General features: G+C 66.8%; 15 protein-coding genes. 5 read left to right on the top strand and 10 right to left on the bottom strand.

The annotated features are described in order from the left end of the window. Positions 1–171 precede the first annotated feature (171 nt). From ACWDTI_RS26830 to ACWDTI_RS26820, 3 genes are all read right to left on the bottom strand, one after another. Positions 172–1,176 (bottom strand): Gfo/Idh/MocA family oxidoreductase, encoded by a 1,005-nt coding sequence (locus tag ACWDTI_RS26830; protein ID WP_449741187.1) that lies wholly within the window; start codon positions 1,174–1,176, stop codon positions 172–174. Next, a complete protein-coding gene (locus tag ACWDTI_RS26825; RefSeq protein WP_449741188.1) occupies positions 1,173–2,204 on the bottom strand; it encodes a Gfo/Idh/MocA family protein in 1,032 nt (343 codons plus the stop codon). The genes ACWDTI_RS26830 and ACWDTI_RS26825 overlap by 4 nt, the downstream gene beginning before the upstream one ends. Before the next feature lie 78 nt (positions 2,205–2,282). Further along, on the bottom strand, positions 2,283–3,305 hold the full coding sequence (locus ACWDTI_RS26820) for a Gfo/Idh/MocA family oxidoreductase (protein ID WP_449741186.1): 1,023 nt from the start codon (positions 3,303–3,305) through the stop codon (positions 2,283–2,285). 113 nt (positions 3,306–3,418) lie between these two features. On the opposite strand from ACWDTI_RS26820, the gene ACWDTI_RS26815 reads away from it, so the two are divergent. Next, positions 3,419–4,885 carry a sugar porter family MFS transporter gene (locus tag ACWDTI_RS26815; RefSeq protein WP_449741185.1) on the top strand — a complete coding sequence of 489 codons (1,467 nt, stop codon included), beginning with the start codon at positions 3,419–3,421 and terminating at the stop codon, positions 4,883–4,885. Between the two features lie 631 nt (positions 4,886–5,516). Here the strand turns inward: ACWDTI_RS26815 and ACWDTI_RS26810 are convergent. Continuing rightward, positions 5,517–6,512, bottom strand: a complete 996-nt coding sequence (locus ACWDTI_RS26810) for a LacI family DNA-binding transcriptional regulator (RefSeq protein ID WP_449741184.1) — start codon at positions 6,510–6,512, stop codon at positions 5,517–5,519. A gap of 195 nt (positions 6,513–6,707) precedes the next feature. Here ACWDTI_RS26810 and ACWDTI_RS26805 point away from each other — a divergent pair, with 195 nt between their 5' ends. Continuing rightward, a complete protein-coding gene (locus tag ACWDTI_RS26805; protein WP_449741183.1) occupies positions 6,708–7,808 on the top strand; it encodes a Gfo/Idh/MocA family oxidoreductase in 1,101 nt (366 codons plus the stop codon). After that, a complete protein-coding gene (locus tag ACWDTI_RS26800; protein WP_449741182.1) occupies positions 7,808–8,590 on the top strand; it encodes a TIM barrel protein in 783 nt (260 codons plus the stop codon). Before ACWDTI_RS26805 ends, ACWDTI_RS26800 begins: the two co-directional genes overlap by 1 nt. A 4-nt stretch (positions 8,591–8,594) precedes the next feature. On the opposite strand, the gene ACWDTI_RS26795 is transcribed toward ACWDTI_RS26800, so the two are convergent. Beyond that, the gene (locus tag ACWDTI_RS26795) at positions 8,595–9,467 is read right to left on the bottom strand and encodes a LysR family transcriptional regulator (RefSeq protein ID WP_449741181.1); all 873 of its coding nucleotides are present in this window, start codon (positions 9,465–9,467) and stop codon (positions 8,595–8,597) included. A gap of 94 nt (positions 9,468–9,561) precedes the next feature. On the opposite strand from ACWDTI_RS26795, the gene ACWDTI_RS26790 reads away from it, so the two are divergent. Together ACWDTI_RS26790 and ACWDTI_RS26785 are read left to right on the top strand one after the other, a co-directional pair. Beyond that, a complete protein-coding gene (locus tag ACWDTI_RS26790) occupies positions 9,562–10,176 on the top strand; it encodes a hypothetical protein (protein WP_449741180.1) in 615 nt (204 codons plus the stop codon). Between the two features lie 212 nt (positions 10,177–10,388). After that, positions 10,389–11,648: an MFS transporter gene (locus ACWDTI_RS26785; protein ID WP_449741179.1), complete on the top strand. Its 1,260-nt coding sequence runs from the start codon at positions 10,389–10,391 to the stop codon at positions 11,646–11,648. Between the two features lie 97 nt (positions 11,649–11,745). Here ACWDTI_RS26785 and ACWDTI_RS26780 read toward each other — a convergent pair whose 3' ends face one another. The 5 genes from ACWDTI_RS26780 to ACWDTI_RS26760 form a co-directional block, all read right to left on the bottom strand. Beyond that, positions 11,746–12,948 (bottom strand): fatty acid desaturase family protein, encoded by a 1,203-nt coding sequence (locus ACWDTI_RS26780; RefSeq protein WP_449741178.1) that lies wholly within the window; start codon positions 12,946–12,948, stop codon positions 11,746–11,748. Positions 12,949–13,223: 275 nt separating this feature from the next. After that, on the bottom strand, positions 13,224–14,537 hold the full coding sequence (locus tag ACWDTI_RS26775; RefSeq protein ID WP_449741177.1) for a fatty acid desaturase family protein: 1,314 nt from the start codon (positions 14,535–14,537) through the stop codon (positions 13,224–13,226). A 237-nt stretch (positions 14,538–14,774) separates the two neighbouring features. Beyond that, the gene (locus ACWDTI_RS26770; protein WP_449741176.1) at positions 14,775–15,878 is read right to left on the bottom strand and encodes a GNAT family N-acetyltransferase; all 1,104 of its coding nucleotides are present in this window, start codon (positions 15,876–15,878) and stop codon (positions 14,775–14,777) included. A gap of 57 nt (positions 15,879–15,935) precedes the next feature. After that, positions 15,936–17,081 carry a ferredoxin reductase gene (locus ACWDTI_RS26765; protein ID WP_449741175.1) on the bottom strand — a complete coding sequence of 382 codons (1,146 nt, stop codon included), beginning with the start codon at positions 17,079–17,081 and terminating at the stop codon, positions 15,936–15,938. A gap of 108 nt (positions 17,082–17,189) precedes the next feature. Next, entirely contained in the window at positions 17,190–17,756 is a 567-nt protein-coding gene (locus ACWDTI_RS26760) for a DUF6912 family protein (RefSeq protein WP_449741174.1), read from the bottom strand. Positions 17,757–17,784: the final 28 nt, after the last annotated feature.

Below are 17,784 nucleotides of genomic sequence, written 5' to 3'. Positions count from 1 at the left end.
CCGTCGTCCCGGCAATCGTCGGGATCAACCACAAACCGACCAAACCGAAGAAGAACCCAGTAACCGACCTGTCTCAGGCAGGTTGACAAATACCGCGTCTGCGGGGGACGAATGCATTTGGGGTGGAGGAACATTGGCGCAAGGTGATCTCGCGGCAATAGCCCTTCGGGATCAGGTGGCGTGGGCCATGGCGTAGTCGACGCGCACGGTCCGGCCGCCGTCGTTCATCGACTCGACGATCGCGTCGGCGACGAGTGCGGCGCGGAGGCCGTCGTCGGCGGTGGCCAATGTCGGTGTGCGGCCAATGGACAGCGCGTCGACCCACTCGGTCAGTTCCAGCCGGTAGGCGTCGGCGTAGCGGGGGCGCCAGTCGGCGGGATACCCGACGGACCTCGTCCGTGCAGCGTCGACGACGACCGACTGCGGCAGGGTCAGCGCCGCGACGCCGTCCTCACCGACGACCTCGCAACGAGTGTCATAGCCGTAGCCGGCATTCAGGAACACCTCGACGGTGATCAGCACGTCGGATTCGGTACGCAGCAACATGATCTGGGGATCCCGGCGCGGGCCACCGTTGCGCGACGAGCGCCCGGCGTGCCAGCTCACCTCGACGATCGGCGAGTCCAGGAGCCACGGCATGACGTCGAGTTCGTGGATCGCCGAATTGGTCACCGTGGCAGCCGAATCGCCGCCCGGACCGGCGGTCACCGTGCGACTCACGCAGTGGGCCACCAGGATCTCGCCGAGGCTGCCGCCGGAGATCACGCGGCGCAGGTCGACGTAGGCCGGGTCGAAGCGCCGCATGAAGCCGAGGGTGATCAGCTGCCTACCCGTCGCGCGTTCTGCGTCGCATACCGCACGCGACTCGGCCGCGGTGGGCGCCAACGGTTTCTCGCACAGCACCGGCTTCCCGGCGGCGATCGCGGCGTGGGCCAACTCGGCGTGCGTGGAGTCGTGCGAGGCGATGATGATCGCGTCGACGTCGTCGCTGGTGATCAGCTCGATGCCGTCCGCGCAGACCCGCGCGTTCCGCAGCTGGTCCGCAACCTTGTGCGCCGCAGCCTCGTTGACATCGGCGACGGCGACCACCTCGCCGCCGCTGACCGACCGATTGAGGGTGAACGCGTGGTCTGACCCCATGATGCCGACGCCGATGATGCCCACTCGGATGGTCACGGCTGGTCCTCTCCGACGAAGACGATACCCAGCTCGGCACGGATGGCATCCATGGTCGTCAGCGTGGCGACGACGTCGTCGAGCGGATGCGTCGTCGACTCGGTGTTACCGGCCGCGATCTCCCGGGCGGCATCGACCGCCGAGAAGTGCAGTCCCTCTTCGTGTCCGCCGTGCTCCTCGATGTGGCGCAGGGTTTCTCCGTCGCGCTGACGGAGCTCGAAGGGCCCGGGCTGGTAGAAGGGTCCGGGGATGGTGATCATCGCATCGCGCCCGCAGATCGCGGCATCGGTGGGGGTATCGGACAGAATCGTCGTGTTGAGCATCGCCTGGGCTCCGGTTGCCGTACCGAGGATCGCCGAGATCTGGCCGTTGAGTTCGTCATTCGCGGGTGTGCCGATGGCCGCGATCTGCGCCGGAGCACCGATTGCCCAGTGCGAGAAGGCGACCGGGTACGACCCGAGGTCGAGCATGGGTCCGCCGGCGAGCGCCGGGTTGTAGATCCGGTGGTCGGTGGTGAAGAACTCGCCATGGTCGGCCATCACCGTGCGGATCTCACCGAGCGCGCCGTCGTCGAGCAGTTGTCTCAAGACGTCGAATTTGGGCAGGAACCGTGTCCACATCGCCTCACCGGCGAAGCAGCCGGTGGCAGCAGAGCGTGCGACGATTTCGGCCGCCTGCGATGCATTGACACCCAGCGGCTTCTCCACCAGCACGTGTTTGCCGGCGTCGAGCACCGCGAGCGCGTTCGGCAGATGCTCGGTGTGCGGGGTGCAGACGTACACGATGTCGACCTGCGGGTCCGCCACCAGATCGTCGTAGGAACCGTGCGCGGTGTCGATCCCATGGAGTTGCGCGAACTCCTGCGCCCGCGGCAGGTTCCGCGAACCGACCGCGACCACTTTCTGCTCGGTGTGTTTGCCCAGTGCGGCAACAAATCGCTCCGCGATCCAGCCAGGTCCGAGGATGCCCCACCGCAATACGGGGGCGCAGCGCGGATCTGGGGTGCGGGCGGCGGGCAACGATGACAGCACGGCGCTTCCTTTCGGCCAGGCTTTTGGAGATGCTCATCGTGTTATAGCCACGCCACCTATGTCAAGACATAACGATCAATCCACGATCGCCACCGTCGTGCCCTCGAGCGCACTCTCACGCGCGGCGTCGAGGACCTCGAGAACCCGGATGGCCTCACGTCCGGGCACCGGCTGCGGCGCCCCGCGGTCCACCGCGGCGGCGAAGCGCCGGTAGAACTCGTCGTATCGCCCCTGGGCCGACGGGACGGATTCCGTGCCGTCGGCGGTATGCAACCGGCCCCACCGCTCCTCGCGTTCGAAACCCCAGCCCGGAAGATCGTCGGAGGGTCGCCGACCGGCTTTGATCTGATCGGTCTGCACATCGGTGCCGTCGCTCACGTAGGAGCCGTCGGCACCGTAGATGCGCCACTGCCGGGCCGAGACGTGGTTGATCTTGCTGGCGCTGACGGTCGAGTGGACGCCGGTCCGATGCGCGACGGAGACGATGAAGCCGCAGTCGGTACGGCCCTGCGGTTGATCGATCCAATCCAGGTGGGCGCTCACCGCCGCGGCCGGGCCGAACAGCGTGAGCACCTGGTCGACGAGGTGAGCACCCAGATCGCGGAGCAGCCCGCCCGACGGCCCGGCATCCAGGCTGCCGGGCTCGTCGAGGTCGAAACGCGACTCCACCCGCCACACCCGACCCAGACGCGGTAGCACCTGCTCGATGGTCGCGAGGTCGGTGTCCCAGCGCCGGTTGTGGAACACGCTCAGCAGGACGCCCGCGTGGTCGGCGGCGTCGACAAGCTCACGACCGCCGTCGGCATCCGGGGCGAACGGTTTGTCGGCGACGACATGCACACCGCGTCCCACCGCCTCGAGCACCAACTCGCGTCGGGTGTCCGGCGGCGTGGTGATGGTGACCGCGTCGACGCCCGCAGACAGCAGATCGGGCAGGGAGTCGAACACCGCCACTCCGGGCAGATCCTCTGCCACTTCGCGGCGTCGCTGCGGATTGCGGGTCACGACCCCGACGAGCTCGATCTCGTCGACCGCGGTGATGTAGGGAGCGTGGAAGAGTCGTCCACCGGCGCCATAGCCGACGAGGCCGAGTCGCATCTGATCCTCCTCAGGTCTTGAACTTTGTCAGGACATTATGACACTATCGACAGCACGAGCGCGTGACCACCATCACGATGCCTACGACCTTGTAACCCAACCCAGGAGTGCCGATGTCGACAGCCGAGAGTTCGGAACTGGTCCGAGAACGAAAAGCGCTACCGCCTCTGGGGCACGGGCCCTTCCGGCGCCGCCTCCATTCGGTGGCGCTGATCGCGACGTTGGGCGGTCTCCTCTTCGGCTACGACACCGGCGTCATCAACGGCGCCCTCGAGCCCATGAAGGAAGACCTCGGGCTGACCGCGTTCACCGAGGGCGTGGTGACGAGTTCGCTGCTGTTCGCGGCCGCGTTCGGCGCGATCTTCGGTGGCCGCATCGCCGATACGCTCGGTCGGCGCCGGACCATCATGGGGCTCGCGTTCCTCTTCCTGATCGGCGCGCTCACCTGCGTGTTCGCGCCCGGCTTCGAGGTCATGGTCCTGGGCCGGGTCATTCTCGGTCTTGCCGTCGGCAGCGCCTCGACCGTCGTCCCCGTGTATCTCGCCGAGGTCGCACCGTACGAGATCCGTGGCTCGCTCGCCGGGCGCAACGAACTGATGATCGTCATCGGTCAGCTCGCCGCATTCGTCATCAACGCCATCATCGGCAACGTGTGGGGCACACACGAAGGCGTATGGCGCTACATGTTGGCGGTCGCGGCGATCCCGGCTCTGTGCCTGATGTTCGGCATGCTGCGCGTGCCCGAATCACCCCGCTGGCTGGTCACCCAGGGCCGCAACGACGAAGCGCTCGCGGTTCTCTCCACCATCCGATCGCAGCAGCGGGCGAAGGCCGAGAACGACATGGTCGTCGAGATCCACGAGATGGAGCGCACCCGCGTCCACGGCAGCTGGTCAGCAATCCGTGACAGCCGTTGGGTGCGACGCATCATCCTCGTCGGCATCGGACTCGGTGTGGCACAACAGCTCACCGGCATCAACTCGATCATGTACTACGGCCAATCGGTGCTGAAGGAAGCCGGCTTCACGTCCAACGCCGCGCTCATCGCGAACATCGCCCCCGGTGTGATCGCAGTGATCGGCTCGGCCGTCGCACTGTGGCTCGCCCAGCACATGAACCGTCGTACCACCCTGCTGATCGGCTATTCGCTCACCACCGTCTGTCACTTCCTGATCGGCACCGCATCGATCCTGCTGCCCGTCGGCAACCCGCTGCGCCCCTACGTGATCCTGTTCCTTGTCGTGCTGTTCGTCGGATCGATGCAGACCTTCCTCAACGTCGTGACCTGGGTGCTGCTCTCGGAGATCTTCCCGCTGCAGATCCGCGGTCTCGCCATCGGCATCTCGGTCTTCTGCCTCTGGATGGCCAACGCCTTCCTGGGGCTGTTCTTCCCCACCCTGGTCGACGCGATCGGTATCACCGGAACGTTCTTCATGTTCGGCTTCGTCGGGATCTTCGCCATCATCTTCGTCTACACCCAAGCTCCCGAAACCCGTGGCCGCACACTGGAAGAGGTCGAGGACGACGTCACCACGGGACGCATCTACACCCATCATCTGCGCGCCAAGGCAGGGCTGTGAGTGGGCCCGGCTCGTTGGCGGCAGGTGATCTCGATGCGGTCGTCGCAAGCTCCTCCCTTACTCGATCAACGGGAAGCGCGGGCGGCGCACGCTCCTCCCTTACTCGACCAACGAAAAAAGCGGGCGTCGCACGCTCCTCCCGGATCCTCGACGTCACCCCTCCGCTGATCGAGTAAGCCCGGCGACGAAGGAGCCGTGCGCATCGAGATCACCTGTCACTCAAGCGGTCTCGATGCGGTCGTCGCAAGCTCCTCCCTTACTCGACCAGCGGGAAAAGCGGTCGTCGCACGCTCCTCCCTTACTCGACCAACGAAAAAAGCGGTCGTCGCACGCTCCTCCCGGAGCCTCGACGTCACCCCTCCGCTGATCGAGTAAGCCCGGCGACGAAGGAGCCGTGCGCATCGAGATAACCTGTCACTCAAGCGGTCTCGATGCGGTCGTCGCACGCTCCTCCCTTACTCGACCAGCGGGAAAAGCCGGCGTCGCAAGCTCCTCCCTTACTCGACCAGCGAGAAGAGCGGTCGTCGCAAGCTCCTCCCTTGCTCGACCAGCGAGAAGAGCGGTCGTCGCAAGCTCCTCCCTTGCTCGACCAGCGAGAGAAGCGAGCGGCGCATGTCCTCCCCCTGCTCGATCAGCCGGAGGGCGCCGCCGTGGTCTCCCGGACCACGAGGTGGGGGCGCCGCACGATGGCCGGGGGGTCGCCGCCGGCGATCATCGACAACGCACCGACCACCGCGTCGCGCGCCATCTCGCCTGCGTCCTGAGAGACCGTGGTGAGCGGCACCGCGGCATCCGACGCCAGGCGCGCATCGTCGTAGCCGATCACCGAGAGATCTTGTGGCACTGACAGTCCCGCTCGCACGGCGGTGTCGATGACGCCGGTCGCGCACTCGTCGTTGAATGCGACGACGGCCGTGGGACACCTCTGATCGGCGAGCAACTCGCGCATCGCCCGGGCTCCGTCGATCTGACCGAGACCTCCGGTGACCACCCGCACGTCGGTCAGGCCGTGCCGGGCGGTCGCCGCGGCGAAGCCCGCACGACGGTCGTCGGCGCCCGGCGCCGAGCCGCCGTCGATCTGCGCGATGCTCCGATGACCCAGTGCGACAAGGTGATCGACCGCCAGCCCGACACCGGCGGCGTCGTCGTTGCGGACAAAACCGACGCCGTCGGCGTCCGTGTCGCGGGCGACCACGACGACCGGCAGCTTTCGCGCGAGCGCAGCGAGTTCGTCGTCGGACAGTCGGGCGCCCAGCAGGATCGCCGCCTCGCAACGTTCCCGCACCACGGTTTGCAGCGCGGCAGATTCCGACCGGCTCGGCGCGACCGCGCTGATCACCATGTCGTAGTCGAGGTCGGCGGCCACCCGATACATCGCTTCGACGAGGTCGCCGTGGAACGGTTCGCGCAGTTCGAAGGTCACACCCAGCAGCTTTGACGACGACTGCCGCAGCTTGCGCGCCCGCTGATCTGGGACGTACCCCATCTCGTCGGCGATCCGCAGCACCCGTTCGCGGGTCTCGTCACTGGCTCCCGCCACCCCGCGCATGACGATGGACACGAGCGCCTTGGAGACACCGGCCTCGCGTGCAACATCGATCAGTGTCGGCCGTCCACGGTCGACCATCCGTTCACCTCCGCCCGGGGGCTTGACCCGATGTGCTCTGAGCCACTAACCTCCTCGACTAGAACGTACTAGATGACCAGCGTTCCGGGCCATCCGACACGGAGCCACTCCCCTACAAAATCCTTGTCGCCGGGCATCGCCTGACATCTAGAACGTTCTACTAGAACGTACTACTCACTCTTGACGGAGAACATCATGACGATCAGCGCCTCCCCCGCCACGGTCGCGACACACGCAGGCCGGTCGGCCACCCCGATCCGGGTGGCCACCATCGGCGCCGGCCGCATCGGCAGCAATCACACAGAACTCGTCGCCGGCCACGTCCCCGGCGCGGTGGTCGCGGCGGTCGCCGACCCGGTGGACGGGGCCGCCGCACGTCTCGCCGACGCCGTGGGCGCCGGGTTCGCGACCACCGACATCGACGACGTCCTCGCCTCCGCCGCCGTCGACGCCGTACTGATCACCGCACCGGCACGCAGCCACAGCGAATTGGTCTGTCGTGCAGCACAGGCCGGCAAGCACATCTTCTGCGAGAAGCCGATGGCGGTCACGCTCGACGAGGCCGACCGCGCGATCGCCGCCGCCGAGAGCGCCGGCGTGGTTCTGCAGGTCGGCTTCAATCGCCGATTCGCGCCGGGGTTCGCGGCCGCCCGCCGCGCGGTGGACGACGGCCGTGTCGGGACGCCGCAGCTGCTTCGATCGCTCACCCGCGATCCCGGTCCCTGGCAGGCCGATCCGGCGCGCGTGCCCCAGTGGACGATCTTCCTCGAGACGCTCATCCACGACTTCGACACGCTGTGCTTCCTCAATCCGGGCGCCCGGCCGGTGCGGGTGCACACATTCGCCGACGCGCTGGTGCGCCCGGACGCGCGAGACTCCGGCCACCTGGATACCGCGGTCGTGACGATCACCTTCGACAACGGCGCCATCGCGACCGCCGAGGCCAGCTTCTCCGCGCTCTACGGCTACGACGTCCGCGGCGAGGTGTTCGGATCGACGGGCATGGCGACCGCCGGCGACGGCCGCGCCACCGACATGACCTTCTACGGCGCGGCGGGGGTCGAGATCGACACCGCCCGTCGCGACACGGATCTGCTGCATTCGGCGTACGTCGGTGAGTTGACGGCCTTTGTCGAGGCGGCGCGAACCGGGTCGCCGGTCGTCGGTGGCGCCGGGAGCAGCGCAAGCGGGTCGATTCCGTCCGGCCGCGACGCGCGCACCGCGCTGCAGATCGCGCTCGCCGCCATCCGCAGCGTCGAGACCTGCACCACCGTCGCGATCGACGAGGTGCGGTGATGACCGTCGCACCGTACTCATTGGCCGCCAGCGCCGAAATGCTCTACCTCGACCGGCCTTTCGTCGACCGTGTGCGTGCCATCCACGCGCGGGGGCTGCAGGTGGAGATCTGGGACTGGACGGACAAGGACATCGACGCGCTCATCTCGACCGGCGCGTCGTTCGTATCCATGACCGGGTATGTCACCGGGAATCTGACCGAGCCGGAAGGGATTTCCGCGTTCCTGGACTCGGCCGAAGAGTCGCTGAAGGTTGCCGCACGCCTGGACTGCCCCAGCCTGAACGTGCACGGCACCGGCCTCGGGCCCGAAGGGCTGCCGGTGCGCCCGGTCGAGGTCGTCACGCCCACCATGTGGCTGACCGCCGCCGACACGCTGCGCCGGTTGGCCGAACTCGGCGAACGTCACGGCCGGGTGTTCACGCTGGAGAATCTGAATCTCGCCGTCGATCATCCCGGCACACCGTTCGCGACCGCCGCCGACACCATGGCCCTGGTGCGCGCCGTGAACTCGCCGCATCTGCGGATGAACCTGGACCTTTACCATGCGCAGATCGGGGAGGGAAACCTCGTCGAATTGACTCGCGCCGCATTGCCTTTCGTCGGCGAGATCCAGGTGGCCGACGTGCCGGGCCGCTGCGAACCGGGCACCGGGGAGATCCATTACCCGGCGATCGCAGCGGCACTCAAGGACCTCGGCTACGACGGCGTCGTCGGTCTCGAAGGGTGGGCCAGAGCAGATCCGGATGCCGCGCTCGACGCGTTCATCGCGGCGTTTGGTTGAGCACTCACGAGGCGAACTCCAGCACCGCGTCGAGCACGGCCCGCGCCGCGTTCGACGGGGTGCGTTCGGCCGAGTGGGCGATGGATATCCCCCACGTGAGTTGCTTGTCCGAACAGGGGACGATTGTTGCTTCGGATTGGGTCCGCGCCACGCTCAACGGTGCGAGCGTGACACCGAAACCCTTGGCCGCCAGACTCATTCCGAACGTCTGGTCCGCCACTTCGATGACCGTCCGCCGGCGGGGGATCTCGCGGTCGACCACCGCCCGCGTACCCCAGCCGGGCGGATGGTCGATGACACGCTCGTCGACGAGATCGACCGTCGCGAACGAACCCGCCTGCGCGAGAGGGTGATCGGGTGCACAGACCAGCACCAGGGGCTCGGACGCGAGGCGGTGCACCGTGATACCGGCGATCGCCGTCGGGTAGGCACCCAGGAAGGCCAGATCGAGGGTCCCCGAGCGAACCCCGACGATGTTGCCGGCGCTGCCCCGCGGATTCTGGCGCATCGCGATGGTGATGCCGGGATGTCGCCGGTGCACTTCGGCGAAGGCACTGGCCAGGTCGATGGAGACCACGTTCACCAGGGCACCCACGGCCACCTCGCCGCGGATGTCGCCGCGGACACCGGAGATCGCGTCGAAGACATCGGCGCGAGCGCGTTGTGCTGCACGTGCGGGTTCGATCACCGCGCGGCCCGCGTCGGTGAGCACGAGCACGGTCGACGTGCGGTCGAACAGCCGCTCCCCGAGCTCCCGCTCGAGCTTGGCCACCGCCGTCGACACCGCAGACTGGACGACGTGCAGCGACCGGGCGGCCGCCGTGAACGTGCCTTGTTCACAGCACGCGAGGAAGTAGTCGAGTTGTCGCAGCTCCATACCGCCTCCATCTCGATCAGTGATGCCGATTCGTACATCGATCGATATTGATTATGTGTGTTTGCGTCGCCGACACCGCTGGAACACTGACGGAATGAAGGTCTATGCCGATATCCCCGCCCGGCGCACCCGCCAGATCGTGGCGGATGTGTTCGTCGTCGGGTGGATCGTCGTGTCGGTGTACATCGGTGTGCGACTGCACCATCTGGTGATGGCGCTAGCTGTGCCCGGCCGCAAGCTCGCCGACGCCGGCACCGGCTTGCACGACGGACTGACCTCGGCGGGCAAGAAGGTGGCCAACGTGCCGCTGGTCCCCGACGCCGTCCGCACTCCGTTCGACGCCGCCGGCGGTGCCGGCACCGCACTGCACGATGCCGGCACCGCCCAAATCTCCGCGGTGCACCAACTGGCGACATTCATCGGGATCGCGTCGGCGGTGGTACCGATCCTGCTGATGCTCGCGATCTGGCTGCCGATGCGCTGGCACTTCGCGCGACAGGCCACGACGGCACAGCGATTCATCGACGGCGCACCGGATCTCGACCTGTTTGCCTTGCGCGCACTGACACATCAGCCGCTGTCGCGGCTCGCGGCGATCGATGACGACCCGGCCGGCCGCTGGCGCTCCGCCGACCCGACCACGGTCCGCGCGCTCGCGATACTCGAATTGCGATCGTGCGGTCTGCATCCCCCACCGTCGGCCCCGTAGCCGACGTAGCCGACCATTCCTATACCGGTGCTGGTTCCTCCGCGGGGAAGGCGTCGCCGACAGGTTCTTCCCCCTCCCGTTCGTTCCTCCGTGCCCTGCAAGGGGACGAAGAACGAACGCAAGGGGAGAAACTCCACGTCCATCTCAATCGGTGATGTCCGCATCGAAATCTATCGCTTTGGCAAATGGTGAGCGCGCGGCAGCATAGGTGCATGGCAATTTCCGCTCCTGCACCGACCCAGGCTCGGCGTCGTCTGAGCCGTTTCGTCGTGTTCCTGTTCGCGATCACCGCGGGATCGTCGGCCGGGTGCCTCTACTACCTGCAGCCGCTGCTGCATCAGATCAGCGTCGACTTCTCGATCTCCACGGCCACGGCGGGGCTGCTCATCGCGGTCACCCAGATCGGGTATCTGCTCGGGCTCGCGTTCGTTGTGCCGCTCGGTGACTTCCTGAATCGTCGACGACTGGTGGTGACGCTGCTGGCGGTCTCGTGTGCCGCCCTTATCGTCGCCGCCCTGATGCCCACATATGCGGGCCTGCTGATCATGGTGTTCGCAGTCGGGATCTCTGCGTCGGCCGCCCAGATCGTGGTGCCGTGGGCGGCCGCGATCGCCGGGCCCGGAGAACGAGGAACGGTGGTCGGCACCGTGATGAGCGGCCTGCTGATCGGCATCCTGTTCTCCCGGGTGCTGTCCGGACTCGTTGCCGACATCGGTGGCTGGCGTGCGGTCCTGCTCGTCGCGGCCGTCCTGCAACTCACGATGGCGGCCGCGGTCGGGTGGCGCGCACCCGCGGGCCAGGTGACCCGAACCGAAACAGCCCAAAGCTATCCGCAGGTGCTGCGGTCGATTCTGACGCTCGTGAGTCAGCACAGCGTGTTACGGCATCGAATGTTGCTGGGCGCGTTGAGCATGGCCGCATTCAGTGGGATGTGGACCGCGATCGCGTTCCTGCTCGCCGGTTCCGGCGACTCGTCGTATCACTTCAGTGAGGCGCAGATCGGTCTGTTCGGACTCGCCGGGGTGGCCGGTGCACTCGGCGCACCGATCGTCGGCAAACTGGCCGACCGCGGCTTCCTGCGACACGCCCAATATGCCGCCTGGCTGACCCAGATCGCCGGCTGGCTGCTGCTCTGGGTCGGCGGGCACAGCGTGGTGGTGCTCATCATCGCGCTGCTCGTGTTCGACTTCGGCATCCAGGCGGTGCAGCTCGCCAATCAGGCGGGGGTGTATTCCCTTGACGGACAGGCACGTTCCCGACTGACGACGGCCTACATGGTGGCCTACTTCGCGGGCGGTGTGGTCGGCTCGACGGTCGGCGGGTGGGCGTATCAGACCGGCGGCTGGCTGTTGGTGTGCGAAATCGGTTTCGGCGCAGCGGTTCTCGGACTCGGGCTGTGGGCCGGGTTCGCGTGGATGGAGCGCGACCATCCGCTGCAAGGCGTTGCGGCGCATGCGGAGTTGCGGAACTGATCTCGATGTTGAGGGAGTGACTCGATGCGGCGCCTCGCTTCGCTCGGAGCCGTGCTCATACCGACGCATGGGCGCAGCGCCGCGATGCGCGTCCGTCCTACTTGCGCGACAATCGCTTCTTCCGTCGTAACTCGGCGATCGCGGTCTTGAGCCCACGCGTCTTGGGCATCCCGGTGAACCGTCGCTCCGACGCCGTTTCGGGGGCGTCGTCGGCGGTGTCGCGCAGGAACTGGTCGGGCAGCGCGAGTTTGTTGATGGTGCGCAACGTCCGCAGGTACTGCATGACCAACGAGTCGGTGGTGTAGGGCAGGTCGTACTTGTCGCACAGTTCCCGCACGCGCACGCCGATCTCGGCGTAGCGGTTGCTCGGCAGGTCCGGGAACAGGTGGTGCTCGATCTGGTAGCAGAGATTGCCGGACATGAACGCCATGGCCGGTCCGGCATCAAAGTTGGCCGTGCCCAACATCTGTCGCAGATACCACTGACCCTGAGTCTCACCCTCCAGCGATTCGACGGTGAACTTCTCCGCACCGTCGGGGAAGTGGCCGCAGAAGATGACCACGTACGCCCAGAGGTTGCGGATCAGGTTGGCCGTCAGGTTCGCGGTGAGCGTGTGCCGGAAGTTCGGTCCGGTCAGCGCCGGGTAGAGCACATAATCCTTGGCGACCTGCTTGCCGATCTTCCGCAGGAAGAGCTTGATCTGCGGGATGGCCACCTCTTTGGGTTTCTCCCCCTGGATGACCTCCTTGAGAGCGAGGTCGTGCAGGCCGATACCCCACTCGAAGGTGGCGGCCAGCAGCACGTTGAACAGCGGTTGAAGCGCGCGACGAGGCTCCCACGGTTCGTCGCGGGTGACACGCAGGATCTTGTAGCCGACGTCGTGGTCCATGCCGACGACGTTGGTGTACTTGTGATGAATGTAGTTGTGGGAGTGCTTCCAGTGCGGCGACGCGCACACCATGTCCCACTCCCACGTGGTGGAGTGCACCTCGGGGTCGTTCATCCAGTCCCATTGCCCGTGCATCACGTTGTGCCCGAGCTCCATGTTCTCGATGATCTTCGACAGCGACAACGCCGTGGTGCCCAGCAACCACAGCGACCGGCGATTGCTGCCGATCAGCGCGGCACGGCCGACGACCTCGAGGATGCGGTGGGCCTGGATCGTGCGGTGCAGGTAGCGGACGTCGCGCTCGCCGCGATCGGCCTCGATCTCGCGACGCAGAGCGTCGAGTTCGGCACCCAGCGCTTCCACGTCGGAGGTGGACAGGTGCGCGTACTCATTGATGTCGGTGATCGCCATTGGCTTCCATTATGCCTGTTGTCGGGCGGGCGGATGCCCGCGTGGCTTTTGAGGGGGTTTCGACGGACGCTTTCTCCGCCGGCGCTCCGAAAGCTGCTCAACCAGCGAGAACCGGACGCTTTCTCCGCCGGCGCTCCGAAAGCTGCTCAACCAGCGAGAGGGACACTTTCTCCGCCGACGCTCCGAAAGCAGCTCAACCAGCGAGAGGGACACGTGAGCGGGGCGCTGACCGAATGATCCGGTCAACGCCCCGCTCAGGTGATGGTGATGTCGGCTCAGGCCGCGCGACGCTCCTCGATCGCGACCGCGGTCTGGGTGCCGCGTCCACGTTTGCGTCCGCGCAACGCCTTGATCGCCGACCGCAGTCCGCGGCGGGTGCCTGTTGCCGGATCGATCGTCGACTGCAGCCGGGTTCCCTCGGGCAGACCGTTCTTGAAGCGGCGCTCCGAAGCGGTTTCCGGGGCGTCGTCGGTGCTCGCCTTCAGGTACTTGTTCGGCAGCGAGAGCTTGGCGATGGTCCGCCATGCCTTCGCGTACTGCACCGGGAACGATCCCGTGGTGTACGGCAGGTCGTACTTCTCGCAGAGCGCTTGGACCCGGACCGAGATCTCCGGCAGCCGGTTGCTCGGCAGGTCCGGGAAGATGTGGTGCTCGATCTGGTAGGACAGGTTGCCGCTCATGAAGCCGAGCACCGGGCCCGACTTGAAGTTGGCGCTCCCCAGCATCTGTCGCAGGTACCACTCGGCCTGCGACTCACTGTCGATGTCCTGCTTGGTGAACTTCTCCGCACCATCCGGGAAGTGGCCGCAGAAGATGACCGCGTTGGTCCACACGTTGCGGATGGCGTTGGCCATCAGATTGGCGGTCAGGGCCTTGCGGAACGCGGTTCCGTAGCCGACCTTGTGCCCGGTGGTGGCGCTGACGAGACCGGGGTAGATCGCGTAGTCCTTGGCGACCTGCTTGCCGACCTTCTGCAGCACGTCGTTCACGTCACGCTGGAACTGCTCTTTCGCCTCGGGCGTACGACGCTTCTTGCCGAGCTCCAGGTGCTGAACGGCAACACCGTATTCGAAGCCCACCGCGAGCAGCGTGTTGTAGAACAGGTTGCCGAGGTAGTACGGACGCCACCGCTGATCGCGGGTCACACGCAGGACTCCGTAGCCCACGTCGTCGTCCATACCCAGCACGTTCGTGTACTTGTGATGGATGTAGTTGTGGGTGTGCTTCCAGTGCGCCGACGGGCCGGTGTTGTCCCACTCCCAGCTCGTGGAGTGGATCTCCGGATCGTTCATCCAGTCCCACTGCCCGTGCATCACGTTGTGCCCGAGCTCCATGTTCTCGATGATCTTGGCCAGACCGAGCGCGCCCGCGCCGGCCCACCACAGCGAGCGCTTCGACGAACCGAAGGTCAGCGCGCGACCGGTCAGCTCCAGACCGCGCTGCAGGCGGATCGTGTTGCGGACATATCGAACGTCACGCTCGCCGCGGCTCGCCTCGATGTCGGCGCGGATCGCGTCGAGTTCGGCGCCCAGCGCCTCCATATCGGATTGCGACAGATGCGCGTATTCGGGGATGTCGGTGATCGCCACGAGTGCTCCCATCCAGGTTTCGGGTATTGGGTCCGGAGGGCGTCGTTGCCGGTCATTCTCTGACCTACCACTCCGTAACTTACGCAAGCGTAGGTAATGGCGGGGGGTTCTGTCCAGCGTTGGGCGGCAGTGATGCGGGGATTGTGAGGGAAGCCACGGACTGACGGTGTGCGGTGCACCTTCGACACGCTCGCTCGTTCCTCGCTCGCTGCTCAGGGAGCGGGCGAGGACCCTCACTCAGGGGGCGAAGGATTCGCGCAGGAGTTCGTAGCAGAGCAGGTCCTCGAACTCGCCGGCGGATTGGGCGGCCAGCTTCTGGGTTCCGAAGTGACGGAAGCCTGCCGACTCCGCGAGCTTGACGCTGCCGGTGTTGCTCGACGCCGCCAGCAACGTGAGGCGCCGCAGGTCGAGCACTTCGAACGCGTGTCGGACCACCGCCGGCATCGCTTCGCCGAGCACTCCCGCTCCGCGCGCGTCGGGGTGTGTGTAGAAACCCACCTCCGCGCCGGTCACCTCGTCGATCTTGAAGAGCGACATGTCGGCGAGGTACTCGTCCGTCTCACGGTCGGCGACGGCCCACGTGCACGTCTCCCCGCGCGCAGCAGTCCACCATTTCCGGTTCCGCTCGGCGGTGGCGGCGGCCAGGGTCAGCGGAGACGGTCGCTCGAAGAGGTACTTGCGGGATATCGGGTCGTCGAGGGTTTCCCGGATCCGCTCGTCGTCGGATTCGGCCAGGGGCCGCAGCCGGAAACGCTCCGTTTCGAAAGTTGTTGCGCGCCAGACGGTCTTCGGGTCCGGCGAATCGTCTGCGCGACGCGAGAGCAGCCAGGCGTCGTGGATCGTGCCATGCAGATCGAGTCGGTCGGGAGCGACGGCGTCGAGGGTGAAGCCGCACGCGTGCGCCACCCGCAGGCTCGTGATGTTGCCGACGGTGCAGCTGCCCCGGATCACCTGCTTCCCGACGTCGAAGGCGTGCTCGACGGCCAGGGTCACCGCACGTCGCGCCAACCCCCGGCCGCGCGCGTCCGGATGCAGCGAGTACCCCAGATCGACGATCTGCCCGCTACCGCTGATGTCGACGTGACCGACGAACCGCCCGTCGTACTCGATGGCCCACACCATGCCGAGGCCCTGATCCCACGTCCGGGGGACCATGGCGAGCACGTACGCCTCGGCGTCGGCACGTCGATACGGGGAAAAGATCGGCGTCCACCGCAGCATGTCGGGGTCGGTCGAGAGTTCGATGATCCGATCCACGTCGTCGGCGGTATGGGCACGCAGGGTGACCACGCCGTCGGCGAGGACGGGAACGTTCAGCGGCCAGGCGGCGTCGGGTCGCACCGTGTCAGCGTAACGGCCTATTCGGACATGTCACGGGCCGACCCGACCGGGTCTCCGTCAGACGTCGAGGGTGCAATCCCCTGCTGCTGCGCTGATGCACGTCTGGATACGTTCACCTTCCACGTGCTCGACGCCCGACCGCAGATCTCGCACGGCCCCCTTGTCGAGCATCACGACGCAACTCTGGCAGATACCCATCCGGCAGCCGAACGGCATGAGCACTCCCGCCTCCTCCCCCGCCTCCAGCAGGGTGGTCGCGCCGTCGACCTCGGTGGAGCGGCCGCCCTTCTTGAACGTCACCGTCCCGCCCTGGGCGCCGGTCGCGCCGCGCTCGAGAGCGAATCGCTCGATGTGCAGGTGGTCGCCGACACCGTCGTGGTCGTACATGTGGGCGAGCGCGTCCAGGAATCCGGCGGGACCACATGCCCAGGTCTGGCGTTCGGCCCAGTCCGGTACCAACTCGGCGAGACGTTCGGGGGTGACCTTGCCGGGCGTGCCGGTGCCACCCGAGCGCGTGTACTGCACGTGCAGATCGATCACGCCGTCGGCGGCCATCTCGGCGAGCTCGTCGGCGAACAGCAGATCGTCGGGGGTGGGCGTGGAGTGCACGAGCCGGATGTCGGTGTGCTGCTTACGATGCCGGATCATCCGCAGCATCGAGATGATCGGCGTGAGACCGCTGCCGGCGGTCGCGAACAGGATCTTCTCGGGCAGCGGATCGGGCAGCACGAACTCGCCCTGCGGTGCGGCCAGCCGGACGACGGCGCCCTCTTGGACGCCGTTGACCAGGTGCGACGACAGGAAGCCCTCGGGCATCGCCTTGACGGTGATCGAAATGGTCTTGTCATCCGGCGCCGAACTCGACCGGTCCACTCCCGGCACCGACGTCAGCGAGTACGACCGCCACGTCCAACGCCCCTCCATCAGCACACCGATGCCGACATACTGGCCCGGGACGTAGTCGAAGGAGAAGCCCCAGCCGGGACGGATGCGGATGGTCGCGGTGTCCTCGGTCTCCCGGGTCACCGAAACGACCTTGCCCCGCAGCTCGCGGGCCGACCACAGCGGATTCGCCAGATGCAGATAGTCGTCCGGCAGCAGCGGCGTGGTGATGCGGGCGAAGGCCGCCCGCGCCCAGTGAGCTCCGCGACTACGCGCCGCCACATCGCGCACCGGCTCCTCGAATCGTTCCAGCCAACTCACAGGCCGTTCACCTCATTTCGCATAACCTACGCTTCCGTAGGTTACGCGACTTTGATCGCATCGCAAACCACCGGCGGCGAGAGTAACGGGGATCTCAGGGGGCCGGGCTCACAGGAGCTCCAGCAGAAAGGGCAACTCCTGAGTCGCATACCAGGCCAGATCGAAGTCCTCGACGTCGCCGACCGCCAATTCGGCGTCCTCGTTGCCGAGGTCGGCCGCGTCGATCACCACCACCGCGGCGCGCACCTTGTCCTCGGCGTCGGCGCCGTCGACGTGCACGGAGGCGATGTCCCGCAGCGGCACCGCGCCGGAGATCTTCACCACCGCATCGTCGAGTTCGGGATGCAGGGTGACACCGTCGACATCGGCGGCCACCACCACACGTCGGGGTGGAAGTCGCGGCGTGTCACCGGGTTTCGTGGTCTCCTCGTCGGCCGTCAGCTCCGCGTCGGCCACCGGGTCACCCGGCTCGGGGGCCTCACCGGCCAGCAGCCGCAACGACGCCCGCGCCGCCTCCCGCATCGCGACCTCGGAGAGCTCCTCGTCGTCGCCGGAGACGAACGACTCACGCAACGCCGGGGTCAGCGCGAAACCGGTGCCACCGATCGCCCGGAACTCCCCCGTCTCGGTGAGCCTCATCAACATGGTGAGCGTCGCCGGTAGATACACCCTCATGGCACCCGTCCTCGCAGTTCGCCTGATC

The sequence above is a fragment of the Gordonia sp. NPDC003424 genome (genome assembly GCF_053588655.1).
Note: the sequence above shows the minus strand (reverse complement) of the source record. Positions and strands in the feature narration are given on the sequence as shown.